We start from the raw sequence: 16,847 nt of genomic DNA on the forward strand, positions 1-16,847 counted from the left end.
CACCATCGAGTTCCTCATCTGGGTGGAGAGCGAATTCGGCGTGGAGATCGCCGACGAGGATCTCTCGATCAGACTGATCGACGACCTCGACCTCCTCGCCGACTACGTCAAGAGCCGGATGAAGCAGGACGAGTCCCTGGCCGAACAGCCCAGTTGAGCATCGCATGCCCGCTACCGCCCGAGCCGTCCCCGACGGGGCGAGCCGCGGGAGACCCGGCTCGGCCCCGAGCACGATGCCGCAGAGGACGGAGCGGGCGCCGCCCCCGAGGAGGGCTGATGATCGAAGACATCACCATCGGCCGGGCCACCGCCCGGAAGAAGCCCGGCGAGTTCGAGCTGACGCTGGACCCCCGCATCACCGATCCCGCGTCCTTCAAGGTCAGCTTCCTGATCCTGCTGGACGGCGACCTCGTGATGTCCCCGGAGCACCTGGGGGTGGCGTACATGGCGAGCGTCCTGCGCGCCGCCGGCTTCACCGCCGAGATCCGCGAAGTGGAGCACGGTGACGAGGCGCACGCCTCCGTCGTCGCCCATCTGCGCGACTACCAGCCCGACCTGGTGTGCTTCACCCTGATGAGCCTCAACCTCTCCAGCTGCCTCAGCTTCTGCCGGCAGCTGCGCGAGGCATGCCCCGACACCCCGATCGCCTGCGGGGGCCCGGCCGGGACCTTCGCCGGCCTCGACGTCCTGCGGACCAACCCCTACGCGGACATCGTCGCCGTCGGCGAGGGCGAGCCCATCATCCTGGACCTGGCCCAGCGGCTGTACCTCGAGGAACCCCTCGCCGACTGCCCCGGGATCTGCTATCGCGACGCCGACGGCGAGCTGCGGCAGAACCCCGCGCGGCCCCTGATCCACGACCTGGAGGCGCTGCCCTTCCCCGCCCGGGACCAACTCAGCCAGCACGGCGACAAGCTGGAGTACGTGCGGGTCAGCACCAGCCGGGGCTGCGTCGCCAAGTGCACCTTCTGCTCGGCCCCCCATCTGAACAACCGGGTGCAGGCGGGGAAGGCGTGGCGCGGGCGCGGCCCGGAGCAGATCGTGGAGGAGGTGGCGCAGATCGTCGAGCGCCACCAGTTCCGCACCTTCGACTTCGTCGACTCCACCTTCGAGGACCCCGACGGCGGCCGGGTCGGCAAGAAACGGGCGGGCGCGATAGCCCAGGGCATCCTCGACCGGGGCCTCGACATCTACTACAACGTCTGCATGCGGGCGGAGAACTGGCGCGACACCCCCGAGGACCACGCCCTGCTCGACCTGCTCACCCGCTCCGGCCTGGAGAAGGTGAACGTCGGCATCGAGTCCGGCACGGCCGAGGAGCTCCTGCTGTGGGAGAAGCGCGCCACCGTCGAGGACAACGTCACCATCATCCGCATGCTCCGCGAGCACGGAATCTACCTGGCGATGGGCTTCCTCCCCTTCCACCCGTACGCCACCGTGGAGACCCTCATCGCCAACGCCCGCTTCCTGCGGGACAACTCCGGGCACAACCTGCGCCGGATGACCGAGCGGCTGGAGATCTACCCCGGTACCTCCATCTCCCGCCGGATGGAGGACGACGGCCTGCTCTCACCGACGTACCGGGAGGACCTGGACCCCTACGGCTACGAGTTCGCGGACGAGCGGGTCGGCAAGCTCGCCCGGCACTTCGCCCAGCTCTACAACAACGAGGACTACCACCGCCACGGAGTGATCACCGATCAGTCGGCGGTCTTCGAGTTCGAGACGTACAACGTCGTGCTGCAGACCTTCATCTCGCGGTTGCAACGCCGCTTCGCCCCCCTCGCGGGCGTCGACGAGGTGATGGAGGACTTCAAGGGCGTCGTCCACGAGATACGCCAGGAGATGGGCCAGTTCAACTACAGCTTCTTCATGTCGAACCTGGAGGCGGTGATGAACGACGCCCTCGACACGGAGAAGCAGGCCCGTCAGGTGGTCGAGGTGGAGGAGTACTTCCGCGACCGGCTCGACCGGCTGCGCTCGGAGCAGTTGCGGGTCGGGAAACGTCTCGCCCGGCTGGGAGCCAGGGTCTCGGAGATCAGCTCCACCCTGCCGCCCGTCCGGCCCGGCGGCCTGCCCCGCAACTACACCGGGGAGGGGTCCGGTGCCACCTGGTGAACGTCCGGCCGCGGAGGAGGGCCGGATCGCGGTGTGCAGCCTCAGCAGCCGGGAGCTGCTGGAGCCGCTCTCGGCACTGCCGGACGTGGCGCTGGCCGGGACACTGATGACCGCCAACCTCGGCATCGAGGAGCTGGTGCGCACCCTGGCGTGCCGTCCCGCGATCCGGACTCTGGTCGTATGCGGCCGCGAATCGCCGCGCTTCCACGCGGGACAGAGCCTGCTGGCCCTCTTCCGCGGGGGCGTGGACGCCGACTGCCGGCGGATCAGAGGCGCCGCCGGCTACCTCCCGGTGCTGCCCACCGTCTCCCTGGCGGATGTGGAGCGGGTGCGCTCGCGGGTGGAGCTGGTCGACGCCCTGGGGGAGTGCGATGTCTCGGTGCTGCGCGAGCTGGTGGCGAAGCTGGGCCCGCGCGAGCCCCCCGGCGCGGGCCCGGCCTCCCGGGAGCCGGCCGCCGTGGGGGCGCCGAAGCCCGCGCACGGCGACGGGAGCGGATTTCGACGGCTGCGGGCGGGCGGGAGGCGAAGGGGCATCAGCGGCTCGCTGGACGGCTTCGTCGTCATCAGCCTCGACCGCCGGGCCCGGCGTATCGTCCTGCGCCACTACGGCAGCGATCTCACTCCCCGGCACGAGATGACCGGGGCCCGGGCCGAGTCCATGCTGCTCGGACTGCTGAACGCCGGGGTGATCAGCGAGCCCTCGCACGCCGGCTACCTCGGCGGTGAACTGACCAAGGCCGAGACCGCCTTGCGGCTGGGGCTCGACTACGACCAGGACCTGCCCCTGCGCGCACCCCGAACCCGGGTGCCCGCGGTGCGGCCGGTCCGCGCGCGAAAGGAGATACGGGCCATCAGCGACGCACCGAAGACTCAGCTGACCCTGGCGGAGTTCTGCTCCGCCGTCGTCGAGGGGCTCGGGGAGCAGGGCACGGAACTCGACCCGAACGTCCCGCTGGGCGTCCAGCTGTCCGTGGACTCCGCCCGCATGATCGAGCTGGCCATCGTGCTGGAGGAGGAGCTGGGCCTGGACCTGCCCTCCGACGTCGACCTGCGCCGCTCCAGTCCCCTGGAGCTGTACGGCGCGTTCGCCGCCTGAGCGCGGGGCGGCGCCCCGCCGGGAGGCGTACGGGGGCCGGGGCCCTCACGCGGGCCGGACGCGTAGCTCCTCCTTGATGATCCGCACGGTGACAGCGCCGCTCGGCCCGAGGCTCCAGGCGTCGGGCCCCAGCAGCCGCACGGTGAACGCGTCCGGTGACAGCCGCGGCCAGGAGGCCGTGACGCCCGCGTGTGCCGTGCGCCCGCCCGAGGCCGGACTCTCGGTGAGCAGCACCGTGACCGGGCAGGGCAGCGCGGCGGCGTCCCCCTCTTCGACGATGGCCTCGGTGAATGCGTCGAGCCCGGCCGGGTCCGCCGACGGGCCCGGGCAGAGCAGCAGATGGGCCGGCGGCGGTCCGCCCCGCGCCGCGCGCACCGCCCGGGCCAGGAGGGCGGCACCCGCTCCCGGCGTCCTGTTCGCGATCGCGAGCAGAGCCCAGGGCAGGGCGGGGGACGCGGTGGCCGGGGCGGCGAGCGAATCGTCGGGACCGGCCGTCACCACGGTCAGTTCCGGCGCGAACTCCCGCAGCAGCGGGCCGTCGACCGCACCCGTCGGATCGGCCACCAGGAGCCGCAGCACGGGGCGCGGCCCGGGGGCCCGGAGCACCTGACGCGCGTCGAAGAATGCGGTGCTCATGACAAGCCGTCCGTGAGTCCGAGGGAGAAGTAGTTCTCGAAGCCCAGCAGCCTGCGCATCCTGGGCCCGCTGCGCTCGGCCACCTCCGGCTTCAGGCCGCTGAAGAAGTTCTGCTGCTGCCGCACGTATCCGCGGCAGTAGTAGTTGAGGATGCCGTGGCGCGCCCGCCCGGTGACGTTGGCCCCGGTCTGGTGCCACAGCCGTCCGTCGAAGACCATGACGCTTCCGGCCGGGCCGCACACCGCAACCGTCTCGACGTCGCCCTCGCCCCGGTCGTAGTCCGGCTGGCGGCCCAGGAGGTGACTGCCCGGCACCACGCGGGTGGCGCCGTTCTCCTCCGTGAAGTCGTCGAGCATCCACATGCTGTTGGCCACGAGCGCGTACGGGGGCCAGGGCGGCCGGGCGAACGTCTGGTCGGCGTGCACGTTCATCGGGGAGCCGCCGGGGCCCGCGATGTTCGCGTGGGTGCTGGAGAGCAGGAAATTGAAGCCCAGCACTTCTTCCATCACGTCGAGCGTCGACGGCTCCTGCACGCAGCGCTCGAACTCTTCACCCTTGTTCAGAAGACTGAATACCCGCTGGTTTCCACCGTCGTAGAGAAAGGCGCTGCCGTCCTCGCGCTCCTGTTTCGCCACCTCGATGAGACGGGCGCTGAGCAGCTCGAACTCTTTCTTGGGCAGGGGGGATTCAAGAATGCAATAACCGAATTCCTGAAGATCCGCTATGGCCTTCTGCTTGCTTCCTGTCACGGTCGCATACATGTGACGATTTTATCAGCGGGCACTAGGGGGTGGAAGAAGGGAAGCGACCCGGGGGGAAACGGTCAGGGAATCAGGACGTCGGCCAGCCGGTCCACTTGGGACAGGTGTGCCGCCGTCGGGTGGAACACCACTTCGTCGAAGCCGGCGGCGGCGAGCGCCGTGACCTGTTCGCGCACCTGTTCCGGGGTACGGGGCGTGCCGGCCACGAAGGCGTCCGCCTCGGCCCCGAGGACCCCGAAGTACTCCCGCACGAAACCGGCGGCCTCGTGCGCCACCTCCTCGCCCAGCCAGAACCGCGACAGCGCGACCAGCCGCGGCCGGCCCGCCCTGCCCGCCGCCGCCCACGCCGCGCGCACCTGCTCGGCGGCGGGCGCGATCCGGTCGGGCGCCAGCCCCGGCGCGGTCCAGCCCTCCCCCCAGCGCACGGTCCGCCGCACCGCGGCGGCGCTGAGCCCCCCGATGAGCAAGGGGGGCACGGGTGCGGGGAGGCTGTCCGGGTCGTGGTGCTCCCGCAGCCGCGCCAGCTCCGCCAACTGCCGGTCGAAGGCGGCGCCCCGGGGCCCGAAGTCGCGCTCCGCGGCCTCGAAGTCGTCCGCGCGCACCCCCGGGCCCAGCCCGAGCAGGAACCGGTCGCCCGCGAACGAGGCCACCGTCGCCGCCTCCTTGGCGAGCACCGCCGCCGTGGTGAGGGGGGCCACCAGGATGTTGGTCGTCAGCGTGATCCGCGAGGTCACCGCGGCGGCCGCGGCCAGCACCGGGAGTGGCTCGTGCCCGGGATAGCACAGGCGCTGGGTCGCGGCGACGGTGGCGAAACCCCGGCTCTCGGCCCGGACGGCCCAGTCGATCTGGAGCCTCCCCGAGGCCCCGGGGATGGTGTTGGGGAACGCGATACCGATCTTCATGGGCAGACTCCGCAACGGGGGAGAGGGGGCGGGGCAGGAGGGTCACAGCCCCAACAGCCCGTAGGGGGTGGCGGCGTGTTCAGCCGCCCCGTACGAGGCGTCGGTGACGGACTGGCGGCGGCGGTAGCCGTCGAGTTCGTTGGTCAGCCGCTCCCAGACGGCATCGGCCGAGGCGCCGTCCTCCGGCGGGAGTTCGAGGTCGACCAGCCGGTAGTCGTTCACCCACACCTGCTCGGCGCGCAGGGCCTCCGCGACGGACCGCGCGTGCTCCGCGTCGGCCGACCAGACCCCGGCGCTCAGCCCGTACCGGGTCCCGTTCGCGATGCGCACGGCCTCCGCGTCGTCGTCGGCCCTGATCACCGACAGGACGGGCCCGAAGATCTCCTCCTGGGCCACCGTGCTGCCGGGAGCGACCCCGCTCAGGACGGTGGGCAGGAAGAAGGCGCCCGGGTCCAGGCCCTCGGGCAGGTCGCCGGCGTCCGGGGGGCTGCCGCCGCACACCACTTCCGCCCCCTGCGAGACGCCGACCCGGACGAAGTGCTGGGCGGTACGGGCCTGGTTGCGCGAGACCAGCGGGCCCAGGTCCGTCTCCAGGCTCATCGGGTCGCCCAGGCGCAGCCGCCCGGCGAGCCCGCGCACCCGCTCCACGAAGTCCTCGTACACGTCCGTGTGGACCACCGCACGCGAACCGGCCATGCAGATCTGACCGTTGTGCAGGAAGACGCTCCAGGCCACCCCCGCGGCCGCCCGGTCGAGGTCCGCGTCCCGGAGCACGACGTTGGGGGACTTGCCGCCCAGGTCCAGCCGGGGCGCGGCCCCCGCGCCGGAGACGCCGAGCCGGACGCTCTCGCCCACCGCGTCCGAGCCGGTGAAGGCCACCAGGTCCACGCCCGGAGCCCGCACCAGAGCGTCCCCGGTCGTCCCGCCGGGCCCGGTGACCACGTTCACCACACCGGGCGGCAGCCCGCACTCGTGCAGCAGCCGGACCAGTTCGAGCGCGGTGACCGAGGTGAACGAAGCAGGCTTGATCACACAGGTGTTGCCCGCCGCGATGGCGGGCGCGATGCGCCACGCGGACAGCAGCAGCGGCAGATTCCACGGGACGATCGCCGCGACCACGCCGAGGGGATGCCAGCGCAGATACCGCGTGCCCGCCCCGCCGCGCCCCCGGGCCAGCCGCTCGGGCAGCTGCTCGGCCCACCAGGCGCTCCAGTCGAAGGCCGCGCGGGCGCCGGGGACGTCCGCGCCCAGGGCCTTGCGCAGGGTCGTGCCGTTGTCGCGCACCTCCAGTTCGGCCAGCCGCCCGGACTCCTCGGTGAGACGCGCGGCGGCCCGCCGCAGCACCGCCGCCCGCTCCCGGGGCTCCATCCGGGGCCAGGGGCCCTGGTCGAACGCCCGGCGCGCGGCGGCCACCGCCTCGTGGACATCGCTCTCGCCGCAGCGCGGCACGTCGGCGAGGTGGCGCCGGGTGGCAGGCTCGAACGACCGGAAGGTCGCGCCGTCGCACGCCTGGGCCGGCCGGCCGTCGACGTATCTCGGGAAGTGTTCGCCCATCGGGGCCTCCTGGTCCAGCTCGGTCATGGTCGCCGGGTCCGGCACACGCCTGCCCGCCCGCCTCGCGGCGCGCGGGCAGCTCACTCCCGCACGGCACGGCCGGCCGCCGGCCCCCGGTCGAGGAACTCGTCCACGGTCAGGGCGCGGACCTCGATCCGCCCCCGCGCCTCCTGACCGGGCACGGCCACCGCCGCGAGGTAGGGCGCCGCCACCCCGGCCAGGTCCCGCACCCGCCACGGGCGGCCGTCGCCGCCCAGGGTCGTGACATCGCCCGGCCGCTCCCGTGCCGTCGGGCACACGGGCGTGCGGAGCCCCTGGACGAGGCGCCCGCCCCACGCCTTGACGCTCGCCTCCTTGCGCACCCACAGCCGGAAGAACAGCTCCGGAGCCGTGTGCACGGGACGGGCCGCCACCGCCGCCGCCTCCTCGGCCGGGAAGTACCGTCGCGCGATCTTCGCGGCGGCCACCGGCCGCACCCGCTCCACGTCCGCTCCCACCGCGCTGCCCCACGTCACCGCGAGCAGGGTCAGGCCCGCGGTGTGCGAGAGGCTGAAGGCCGGCCGGGCGCCGGTCCCCTGCCCGAGCAGTTCGGGCTTGCCCTCACCGCGTACGGCGAAGCGCAGCGCGGTCGGGGCCACCCCGGTCAGCGCGCCCAGACAGCGTGCCAGCACAGCGTGGCTGAGGGCGAACTCGTCCCGGTCCGCGGCCGACCGCAGCCGGGCCATCCGCTCCCGGTCCTGGGCGGGCAGCAGCTCCCGGGCGCGTGCCGTCACCTGGGCGGTGGCCCGGGTGGACACGCACCACAGGAGCACACGGGCGGGAACGGCGGTCATGCCGGGTCGCGGAGCAGGACGGGCAGCTCGGCGACGCCGAGCGGCAGCAGCTGGGAGGTGTGCTCCACATCCCTCGCCGGGACCGCCAGCCGGGTACGGGGGTATGCGGCCAGCAGCCGCCCGATGCCGGTGGTGAGCTGGACGGTGGCGAGGTCGGCCGCCGGGCACCGGTGCGGCCCGGCGCCGAAGGCGAGCGTCGGCGTCCGCGCGCGGTCCACCAGGAGCTCGTCGGGCCGCTCCAGCAGACGCGGGTCGCGGCAGGCCGCCGAGACCAGGGGGAGCACCGGGCTGCCCGCCGGCACGGTGCGCCCGGACAGCTCGACGTCCCGCGTGGCCAGCCGCAGCAGGCCGTCGTTGCTGGACGGGTAGAACCGCAGCAACTCCACGACGGCGTCGGGCACCAGCTCGGGCTGTGCCACCAGCCGGTCCCGGAGCCCCGGGGTGGCGAGCACCCCGTAGAGGTGACGCGCCAGCAGGTCGCGGATGCCGATGTAGCCGGAGATGACGAGCCCGTGCAGCAGCGTGGTCCGCTGCGTGTCGGTCAGCGCTCCGCCGCCCGCCTCCGGGTCGTCGCGGCCCAGCAGCACGGTCGCGACGTCGTCCCCCGGCTCCCGGTCGCGTTCCTTGAGCAGCGTGGCGAAGGCGTCCGCGAGCCGGTCCCGGCAGGCGTCGGTCTCCGGGCTCTCGGCGTCCCCGGACATCAGCAGTGTCTCGACGTCGCCGGTGACGTGCTGCCACCGCGCCCCCCGGAAGCCCAGGAGCTCGACGACGACCCGTCCGGCGAACGGCGCGGTATAGGACCTGACGAGGTCCACCGGGCCCGGCTCCTCGCCCAGCCCGGACAGCAGCTCCCCGGCGATCGCCTCGATGCGCGGACTCCAGCGCGCGATCCGGCCGGGGCCGAACGCCGAGACGACCGGAGTGCGCAGAGCGGTGTGCTGCGGCGGGTCGAGGTCGACGATGCCGGTGCCCTGCCCCCGGCCGAAGCCCTTGCCGGGCAGGACCGCCGCCGCATACCGGCTGAAGGCCGGATGGGTCAGCACCGTCCTCACGTCGCTGTCCCGGGTGACGAGATACAGCTCGCCCCCGTCGGCCAGGCGCACCCGGCTGACGGGTTCCTCTGCGAGCAGCCGTCCGTACTGCGGCGGGACGGTGCCGCCCGGGCCGGCGGGATAGGGGAAGACGTCGCCCGCTGCCGCGCTCATCGACCCGCCCCTCGCGGATAGGCGGTGAGCTTGCGCACGGACGGCTCCACCGGCTCGAACGGGAAGTCCTGGGCCAGCACCCGGTTGTCGAGCTGGTGCTCCACCACGATGGTGCCGGCGCCGTAGTCCTCGGCGATCTGCTCCACGTCCTCCGCGGTGACCAGACCGGTCGGCCGGCCCAGCAGGGTGGCGATGCCCTGGGCGGGAGCCAGGATCTCCAGGGCGAAGCCGCGGGCCAGGTGCTGGCGGTGGGTGTGGGAGGCCACGATGAGGAAGTTCTCGTCGTTGTCGAAGAGGAAGTGGCACAGGGCGCGGGCCTGGAGGAAGCGCCGGGGGCGCTCGGTGTAGTGCCGACTGGAGACCAGGACCGGGCCGGCCGCCGCGTTCCGGCTGCCGTACGCCACGAGCCCGCGGTCGACGTAGGGCACCGGCTCCGTGTAGTACGTGAGCAGGGCGTCGGGGTCGAAGCGCTCGGTGTCCGCCACACCGGCCCAGGCGCGGACCCGGTGGGCCAGTTCGTAGCCCAGCTGCCAGGGGTTCTCCAGGCGGTCCGGGTCGTAGAACAGCTCACGCACGTCCGCGCAGATGTCCCGCAGTTCGGCGATCGCCGAGTCGGCGGGACGCCCGGGCGGCGGGTCGCCGGCGACCCGCCGGGCCCGTTCGATCCACTGGAGCTGGTCGGCGATCCGGTCCGGATGGACGGAGTTGAAGAAATCCAGGCCCATCACTTCGGGCAGCTCGCGGCCGGCCCGTGCGATGGCCTGCGCGTAGGGGGCGGACTCCGTGTACGGATCGAGACCCAGGCGGGCGGCGCAGCGGCAGAACTCCGCCTCCTCCTCGCCGGTGGCCGTGATCGCGGCCCACTCCTGCTGCAACGGGGTGCCGTCGACCTCGCGTTCGACCAGCCGGGCGACGACGGCGTCGACGAAGCCGCGCAGCGTCTCGGCGAGGGACGCGCTGCTGACGACGGCGTTGCCCCGGCCCAGGAAGCGGGTGCCCCCGCGCGGGTCGGGGCCGCCGTCGGGCATCCACACGATCCGGGTCTGGTAGCCCTCGGGCACGAACAGCACGTCGGGCCAGCGGAAGCCGTCGCAGGCGGCGCGCAGGATGTGCCGCCGGGAACGCGACCACCAGGAGCCGCGGGGGTCGCCGACGCCGTTGCGGTAGGCGAAGCGCAGCTGCGAGATCTGCGTCCCGGGACGCGCGTCGGCCAGCAACGACCACCAGTTGAAGGCGATCCACTCGGCGAGCGGGTACAGCGAGCCCACCGTGTACGGCCTGATGGCGCCCGCCTGCGGGTCCTCCACCGTCGTCAGGGGCGGAAGGTCCCCGATGGACATCTCGAAGTCGGCCCAGGTGGCGCCGGTCTCGCCTTCGGCCTGGGCGGGCGGCGGCTGCCATTTCCAGCTGAGGGAGAGGTCGGGAAGTGTGGTCACGCTATGCCCTCCGGCCATTCGCTCGGGTGCAGGGTGTAGCCGGTGTACTCGCCGGGCGTCCGCCCGGTCAGCCGGAACTCGTGGACCGCGTCGCCGTCCCGGTGCCACGCGTACCGGGGGAAGCCGTGCTCCCAGGGATGCCCGAGCCGCCCCTCCGTCAGCGCGGCGCTCAGCAGCTCGGCCGGAGCCCGCTCCTGCGGCCCCTCCCAGGACAGCGCGTCCGCAGTGGCGGGCCGCCAGTGCGTGAAACGCGCTGTGGCCGCCAGCTCCCGCCGGTTCTCCGCGCCCGGCTCGGTCGCGGACCTGCGCTCTTCGCGCCGTCGTTCTGGCGCTCGTACCTCGGGCACGTCAGACCTCCACAGAATGTGAGAGTGCGGGTGGGAAGGGGAAGGGGGCAGTCGCGGTGACGAAGGCGAAGGCCGGGGCGGTCGCGGTGACGGGGGGCCGGGCGCGAGCGGTGACGCGGGAGCGTGGTCAGCCGGGTGTGCCGAGCGCGCGGCCCGTCCAGCCCTCGGGGGCGGCCCGCCCGTGCAGCCTGCTCAGGGTGGCCGGGATGTCGACGGGCGAGGCAGCGGCCGTGTCGGCGTGGCCGGCGGCGAAGCCGGGTCCGAGCCCGGCCCAGAACGACTCCCGGCGGTGCCAGCCGCTCTGCCAGGTCCGGTGCACATGGGTGGCCCATCGGGGGTCGCCCAGCGGGAGGTAGCGCCAGTCCGCCGGTTCCATGATCAGGTCGGGGGCGCCGGCCGTCGCGGCGCCCGGGTACACCTCCTCGCGGGTGTGCACCGCGTCGAAGAAGGGGCGGCCGGTCCGGGGGTTGAGGATCTCCATGAGCGCCGCGCCGACCTCGGCGCGCACCCGTTCGTAGTCCTGCTCGCGGACGGTGCCGTGCTTGTAGCGGTCGCGGACGTTGATGTTCGTCCCGTGCGTGCCCTGCACCGCCTCGAAGGCCGTCGTGCGTGACCAGTCGACGCCCCCGTCGGGGGTCTTGGTCAACAGGCCGGCCCGTTCGAGGTCGTCGTTGATGGAGCAGTAGTCGCGCAGCGGCCCGAACCCGATTTCGGAGAAGGCCAGCACGTCCGTGTGGTCGTCGGCCAGCCCGAGAGCGTCCTGGATCACCTGATCGCAGGTGCGGTACGCGGCGAACACCGCGCTCTCCTGCTCGTGTTCCGGCCCGTGCTCCAGTTCCTGCCAGTAGATGTGCGAAGTGCGGTCGATGCTGGTGAGGTTGACGATCACGACGTTCGACTCGGGGAGCAGCGCGAGGGCCGCCTTGCCCCGCTGACGGTCCGCTTCCAGCAGCCGCGGCAGCAGCTGCTCGCGGGGCTGGCCTGTCCAGAAGATCGAGACGTCGTGGACCGGGCGGATGCCCTGTTTGGCCAGCCTGCGCTGAAGGTCGCGCGGATGGCAGGCGTGCAAGGTCGCGTGCATCGGGTAGCTGATCACCGCCCCGTCCATCGGCTCGACGGGATGGGTGCCGAACAGACCGATGGAGGCGAAGCGCAGACCCGCGAAGGACTCCTGCTGCCACAGCAGCGGGTGGCGCCGGTCGCCGGAGCCGAGCACCTGTGGCGCGTACTCGGGATCGTGACAGGTCCAGTAGGAGAAGAAACCGTGATCGGCGGCCCGCTGACCGGTGAGGACGCTCAACAGACCCGGGGGCTCGTAGGGAGTTCCTTCGGCCAGAAGCGCTCCGTGGGACCCCTCGGAGCGGAGCCGGGCGAATCCTGGCAGGAGACCGGCGGCACACCAGCGGTCAAGCAGCGCGGGCGCCGCGCCCTCCGTGATGATGACGATCGTACGTTGCTGCTTTGTCACCCAGCACTCCCTCGTCCGGCGGTCCGGGGATACAGGCATGCCATGTACGGGATGTCGGCGGCGTGTTGTGTTCCGGGCGGGCGGCAGAGGAGGGCCGCGGGACGCGGGGGCCACGCCGATAGCACGGTGCGACGGTACATGCTCGGTATTTCTCCTGTCCCCCTCTGGATGATGATGACTGAAAGTGGTGGGGGGAGGACGGTGTGGACGGGGCCTGGTCGGAAAGGGCGGCGCGGCGTGCCACCTCGGGTTCCGATGCCCTCACCGACGCCCGGCCGGGGCGCGGCGGACGGGGGTGAGGTCCGGACGGTGATGGCATTTCGGACAACCGGCCAGGGAGGAGCGCCGCCGTTCTTGACAGTGCGCGACGCCGGTCGATTAGAGTTGCGCACCGCTCCGGTTTCCTGGAATCCCCCCTCTCAGAGATCCGTTACGACGTCTGTCGCTTCTCCGAGCGCCTCTCGCACCCATTCCGTTCGAGCTCGTCCGCTGACGAGTGAGACACACGTGCCACCTGGGGCGGGGCCCGCAGCTGCTTGTTCTTCCAACGCCGGGCCAGGGTTCGGGCATGTCTCGACCGATGTCCACCAAGGGAATCGATGTCCACCTAAGGAAAGGACGCGATATGTCCGTGCTGGGCCTCGGCGGATCAGGTCATGACTGGGCGGCATGCGCCACCGACGGCGAACGTCTCGCCGCGGTCGACGAGGAGCGCCTGATGCGGAGCAAGTACGGTCTGGGCGCCGACCTGCTGGCAGGCGTCAGCCGCCGGGCGTGCCTGGAACAGCTGGACACGACCGCGTCCGACGTGGACCACGTGGTCGCCTGCGAACTGGTTCCGCGCCCCTTCTACCACTCCTTCCGCCGCCGGGTGCGGGTGATCAACCACCATCTCGCCCACGCCTACAGCGCGTTCGGAGCCTCGGGCATGGCCCGGGCCGCGGTGCTCGTGTGCGACAACTCCGGCAGTCTGACTGCCGGCGACAAGACCGGGGCCGGCGCCCGCGAGGCCGAGACCATCAGTTCGTACGTGGCCGACGAAGGCGGTATCCGGCTGGTCGACCGCGTCAGCGGCGCCCATATCGTGGACGCGGGCTCGGAGAGCGCCTACTACCAGCCCGGCGAGACCGACAACTCGCTCGGCCACTTCTACCGCACCGCGAGCATCGCCATCGGCCTTGCCTACACCGGGCCCAAGACCCGGTTCCCGGTCAGCGAGGACGGCAAGACGATGGGGCTGGCCCCCTACGGCGACGAGCGCTTCGTCGACGAACTGTCGGAACTGGTCACGCTGTTGCCCGAGGGAAGAGTCAGCATTTCGGCGAGCAAGTCCACGCACGTCCTCTCCCGGCTCGCCAAGGACGCCGACTTCGACACGAAGGCGGCGATCGCCCGGGCGGCGCAGGAGGTGCTGGAACGCGCCCTGGTGCACTGCGCGCGGGCCCTGCACGAGCGGACCGGCCTGACCGACCTGTGCCTGGCCGGGGGAGTGGCCCTCAACAGCGTCGCCAACGGCCGCATTCTGAAGGAGACCCCCTTCGAGCGGATCTTCGTGGTTCCCGCCGCCGGCGACAACGGCATCAGCCTCGGCTGCGCCTACTACGGGCTGCACGAACTCGAAGGCGTGCCCATGGACCGCCTGCCGGCCCTGCGGGACGCCTATCTGGGCCCCGAGTACCCACGCGCCCGGGCCCAGCGGGCCGTCGCGGGCTCCGGGCTGCCCGCCCGCACCCCGGAGGACCTGCCCGGGACGGTCGCGGGGCTGCTGGCGGACGGCAAGATCGTGGGCTGGTGGGACGGGCGCAGCGAGTTCGGGCCCCGGGCGCTGGGGCACCGCAGCATCTTCGCCGCCCCCTTCCCGGCCTCCGTACGCGACCACCTCAACGACCACGTCAAGTTCCGCGAGTGGTTCCGCCCGTACGCTCCTGTGATCCGTGCCGAGCGCAGCGCGGAGTTCTTCGACCTCGGCCAGCCCTCCCCGTACATGCTCATCGTCACGAAGGTGACCCGGCCCGACGCCATCCCCTCCGCCACTCATGTGGACGGCACGGCTCGGCACCAGACGCTGGAGGAGCACCAGAACCCCTCCGTCCACCGCCTGCTGGGCGAGTTCGAGCGGCTCACCGGCTGTCCCGTGATCCTCAACACCTCCTTCAACGTGGCCGGCCAGCCCATCGTCGAGACCCCGGAAGAAGCGGTCGAGGCCTTCGTGTCCATGAACCTGGACCACCTCGTGGTCGGCGACCAACTGGTGAGCAAAGGCTGAGCGGAGAGGCTGCCCCATGTCCGTACTGGTGGTCGGCGGCGGGCCGGCGGGGCTGGCGGCCGCACTGTTCCTGGCCCGGGCCGGCGTCCCGGTCGTCCTCCTCGACCGCAGGACCGGCACGTCCACCCTGCCGCGCGCCACGCACGTCACCCGGCGCACCGCCGAACTGCTGCGAGAGGCCGGGGTGCAGGACGCGGTCGCCGAGGCCGGTTTCGAGGTCGTCACGGGCCACGACCCGCGCGTCGACACCGAACCCGAGCGCGTCATGCCCCGCACCGTGGTCGGCGTCCGCTCGCTCAGCGAGCTGGACGGCGCCGAGGTGCTGGAGACCGGCGCGGAGGAACTCGCGGTCCCGGGCCCCTGCCCGCCGTACTGGTGCGGCCAGGACCGCATGGAACCGCTGCTGCGCGAGGCCGCCGAACGGGAGGGCGCGGATGTGCGCTTCGGTCACGAACTGACCGGCCTGACGGTCCGCGAGGACGAGGTGGCGGCCCGGGTACGCCGCCCGGACGGGCGGACGGAGATGCTCGCCGCCCGCTACCTGATCGCCGCCGACGGGGCGCACGGCACCATCTCGGAGCGGGTCGGCATCGCCAGCACAGGTCTGGGCACGGTCGCCTCCCGCACCAGCATCTTCTTCCGGGCGGACCTCGGCCGCCTGGTCAAGGGGCGCCGATTCTTCATGAGCATGATCGAGAATCCGGAGTTCACCGGGGCGGTCATGCAGCTCAACGGCGCACACGCCTGGGCGGCCGCCGTGGAGAGCCGGGACATCGGCGAGGGTCGCCCGGACCCGGGCCGGTGCCTGGATCTCGTGCGCGCCGCGATCGGCGACCCGGGTACGGCCGTGGAGCTCACCGGGACTCTGCGCTGGCAGGCCCGGCACAAGATCGCCGAACGTTACCGTCGCGGGCCGGTGTTCCTCGTCGGGGACTCCGCCCACCTGCACCCGCCGGCCGGCGGCTACGGCTCCAACATGGGGATGCAGGACGCCCACAACCTGGCCTGGAAGATCGCGGCCGTCCTCGGAGGCTGGGCGGCGCCCGGCCTCCTGGACACCTACGACACCGAACGGCGACCGGTCGGCTTCGCCACCGCCCAGCAGACCCTCCTCCTCGACGGGGTGCCCTCGGAACGGCTCGACGGCGCGGTCCCCTGCGACCCCCGTCTGATCATCATGGGCTACCGCTACCACTCGACGGCCGTGCCCGGCTCCGAAGCGGCGCCCGACGGCGCCTTCCCGCCCGCGTTCGACCTGTCGGGGGCCCCCGGCACCCGGCTGCCGCACCTGTCGGTACGCCTCGCGCACACCCCGGCGGCGGAGCCGGTCTCCACCCTCGATCTGTGCGGAACGACCCAGCACGGCCCCCACCTCGCCCTGCTCGCCACCGACGACCGATGGGAGCGCACGGCCGCCGGGGTCGCGGCCGAGCTCGGCGTCCCGGTGAGGGCCCACACCGTCCTGACCGACCCCGCCTCGCCCGCCGGCTTCGCACGGACCTGCGGTACGGGGCCCGGCGGCGCGCTCCTGGTGCGGCCCGACGGCTTCGTGGCCTGGCGCGCCCGGTCGGCCGAACCCCCACGGGACGTCCTGCGCCACCGACGGCTCGCGTCGGCGGTACGCGCCATCACCGCCCCGTACCCCAACCGCGCCGCCTCCTCACCGCTGACCCTTCGGAGTGGTCCATGACATCCCACCGCCCCTTCTGCACCTGCTGGCCCGGTGCCACGGTGTGGCTCACCGGAGCGCCGGGAGCGGGCAAGACGACCGTCGTGACCGGGCTCGCCCGACGTCTGGAGGCGGCAGGCCGGCGGGTGCACGTCCTGGACGGGGACGAGCAGCACGCACTGTTCGGCACCGGCCCGGCGCCCGGCCGTGTGCGGTGCGCCACCGACGTCCACCGGGTCGGTCTGGTCGCCGAGGTGCTGGCCCGCAACGGCGTCCTCGCCCTGGTGCCGGTGGCCGTCGCCGACGCGAAGCAGGCGGAAGGCGTCCGCCGCCGCCACACCCGGTCGGCCACCACCTGCCTGGAGGTGTACGTCGACGCAGGGCCCGAGGGCGCCGACGTCCCGAGCCCGGCCCCCGACCGGCGCGACCTCACCCTTCCGGCGTACCGGCTCAGCGTGGAGGAGTCGGTGACGGAACTGGTGAACCTCCTCAAGCAGCGCGAACTCGCTTGAGCGCAGGCGTCCTCCCCCGGACACGAGGGCACGAGGCCGTGCGG

At 72.7% G+C, this 16,847-nt stretch carries 14 protein-coding genes; 5 read left to right on the top strand and 9 right to left on the bottom strand.

Annotated features, from left to right (window positions below):
* Positions 1–276 precede the first annotated feature (276 nt).
* Positions 277–2,118, top strand: a complete 1,842-nt coding sequence (locus tag V9U70_RS13170) for a B12-binding domain-containing radical SAM protein (RefSeq protein WP_336674991.1) — start codon at positions 277–279, stop codon at positions 2,116–2,118.
* A complete protein-coding gene (locus V9U70_RS13175) occupies positions 2,105–3,214 on the top strand; it encodes a DUF4346 domain-containing protein (RefSeq protein WP_336674993.1) in 1,110 nt (369 codons plus the stop codon). The genes V9U70_RS13170 and V9U70_RS13175 overlap by 14 nt, the downstream gene beginning before the upstream one ends.
* A gap of 45 nt (positions 3,215–3,259) precedes the next feature.
* Here the strand turns inward: V9U70_RS13175 and V9U70_RS13180 are convergent, their stop codons facing one another.
* The 9 genes from V9U70_RS13180 to V9U70_RS13220 form a co-directional block, all read right to left on the bottom strand.
* Positions 3,260–3,850: a hypothetical protein gene (locus tag V9U70_RS13180; protein WP_336674995.1), complete on the bottom strand. Its 591-nt coding sequence runs from the start codon at positions 3,848–3,850 to the stop codon at positions 3,260–3,262.
* A complete protein-coding gene (locus V9U70_RS13185; RefSeq protein WP_336674996.1) occupies positions 3,847–4,611 on the bottom strand; it encodes a phytanoyl-CoA dioxygenase family protein in 765 nt (254 codons plus the stop codon). The genes V9U70_RS13180 and V9U70_RS13185 overlap by 4 nt, the downstream gene beginning before the upstream one ends.
* Before the next feature lie 62 nt (positions 4,612–4,673).
* Positions 4,674–5,513: an LLM class flavin-dependent oxidoreductase gene (locus V9U70_RS13190; RefSeq protein ID WP_336674998.1), complete on the bottom strand. Its 840-nt coding sequence runs from the start codon at positions 5,511–5,513 to the stop codon at positions 4,674–4,676.
* 42 nt (positions 5,514–5,555) lie between these two features.
* Positions 5,556–7,094: an aldehyde dehydrogenase family protein gene (locus tag V9U70_RS13195; RefSeq protein ID WP_336674999.1), complete on the bottom strand. Its 1,539-nt coding sequence runs from the start codon at positions 7,092–7,094 to the stop codon at positions 5,556–5,558.
* A gap of 53 nt (positions 7,095–7,147) precedes the next feature.
* Positions 7,148–7,900, bottom strand: coding sequence for a 4'-phosphopantetheinyl transferase family protein (locus V9U70_RS13200; RefSeq protein ID WP_336675000.1), 753 nt, complete (start codon positions 7,898–7,900; stop codon positions 7,148–7,150).
* A complete protein-coding gene (locus tag V9U70_RS13205) occupies positions 7,897–9,105 on the bottom strand; it encodes a cytochrome P450 (protein ID WP_336675002.1) in 1,209 nt (402 codons plus the stop codon). Before V9U70_RS13205 ends, V9U70_RS13200 begins: the two co-directional genes overlap by 4 nt.
* Positions 9,102–10,541, bottom strand: coding sequence for a M78 family metallopeptidase domain-containing protein (locus tag V9U70_RS13210; RefSeq protein WP_336675004.1), 1,440 nt, complete (start codon positions 10,539–10,541; stop codon positions 9,102–9,104). The genes V9U70_RS13205 and V9U70_RS13210 overlap by 4 nt, the downstream gene beginning before the upstream one ends.
* The gene (locus V9U70_RS13215; protein ID WP_336675005.1) at positions 10,538–10,888 is read right to left on the bottom strand and encodes a hypothetical protein; all 351 of its coding nucleotides are present in this window, start codon (positions 10,886–10,888) and stop codon (positions 10,538–10,540) included. The genes V9U70_RS13210 and V9U70_RS13215 overlap by 4 nt, the downstream gene beginning before the upstream one ends.
* Positions 10,889–11,015: 127 nt before the next feature.
* Entirely contained in the window at positions 11,016–12,356 is a 1,341-nt protein-coding gene (locus tag V9U70_RS13220; protein WP_336675007.1) for an alkaline phosphatase family protein, read from the bottom strand.
* Between the two features lie 625 nt (positions 12,357–12,981).
* Here V9U70_RS13220 and V9U70_RS13225 point away from each other — a divergent pair.
* Genes V9U70_RS13225 through V9U70_RS13235 form a run of 3 tightly spaced genes read left to right on the top strand, consistent with a single transcriptional unit; the run spans position 12,982 to position 16,803 of the window.
* Positions 12,982–14,622: a carbamoyltransferase family protein gene (locus tag V9U70_RS13225; RefSeq protein WP_336675009.1), complete on the top strand. Its 1,641-nt coding sequence runs from the start codon at positions 12,982–12,984 to the stop codon at positions 14,620–14,622.
* Positions 14,623–14,638: 16 nt separating this feature from the next.
* Positions 14,639–16,312, top strand: a complete 1,674-nt coding sequence (locus V9U70_RS13230; RefSeq protein WP_336675010.1) for an FAD-dependent oxidoreductase — start codon at positions 14,639–14,641, stop codon at positions 16,310–16,312.
* Positions 16,309–16,803 carry an adenylyl-sulfate kinase gene (locus tag V9U70_RS13235; RefSeq protein WP_336675012.1) on the top strand — a complete coding sequence of 165 codons (495 nt, stop codon included), beginning with the start codon at positions 16,309–16,311 and terminating at the stop codon, positions 16,801–16,803. Before V9U70_RS13230 ends, V9U70_RS13235 begins: the two co-directional genes overlap by 4 nt.
* The last annotated feature ends 44 nt before the right edge of the window (positions 16,804–16,847 follow it).

The sequence above is a fragment of the Streptomyces pratensis genome (genome assembly GCF_037137275.1).
Taxonomy (GTDB): domain Bacteria; phylum Actinomycetota; class Actinomycetes; order Streptomycetales; family Streptomycetaceae; genus Streptomyces; species Streptomyces pratensis_B.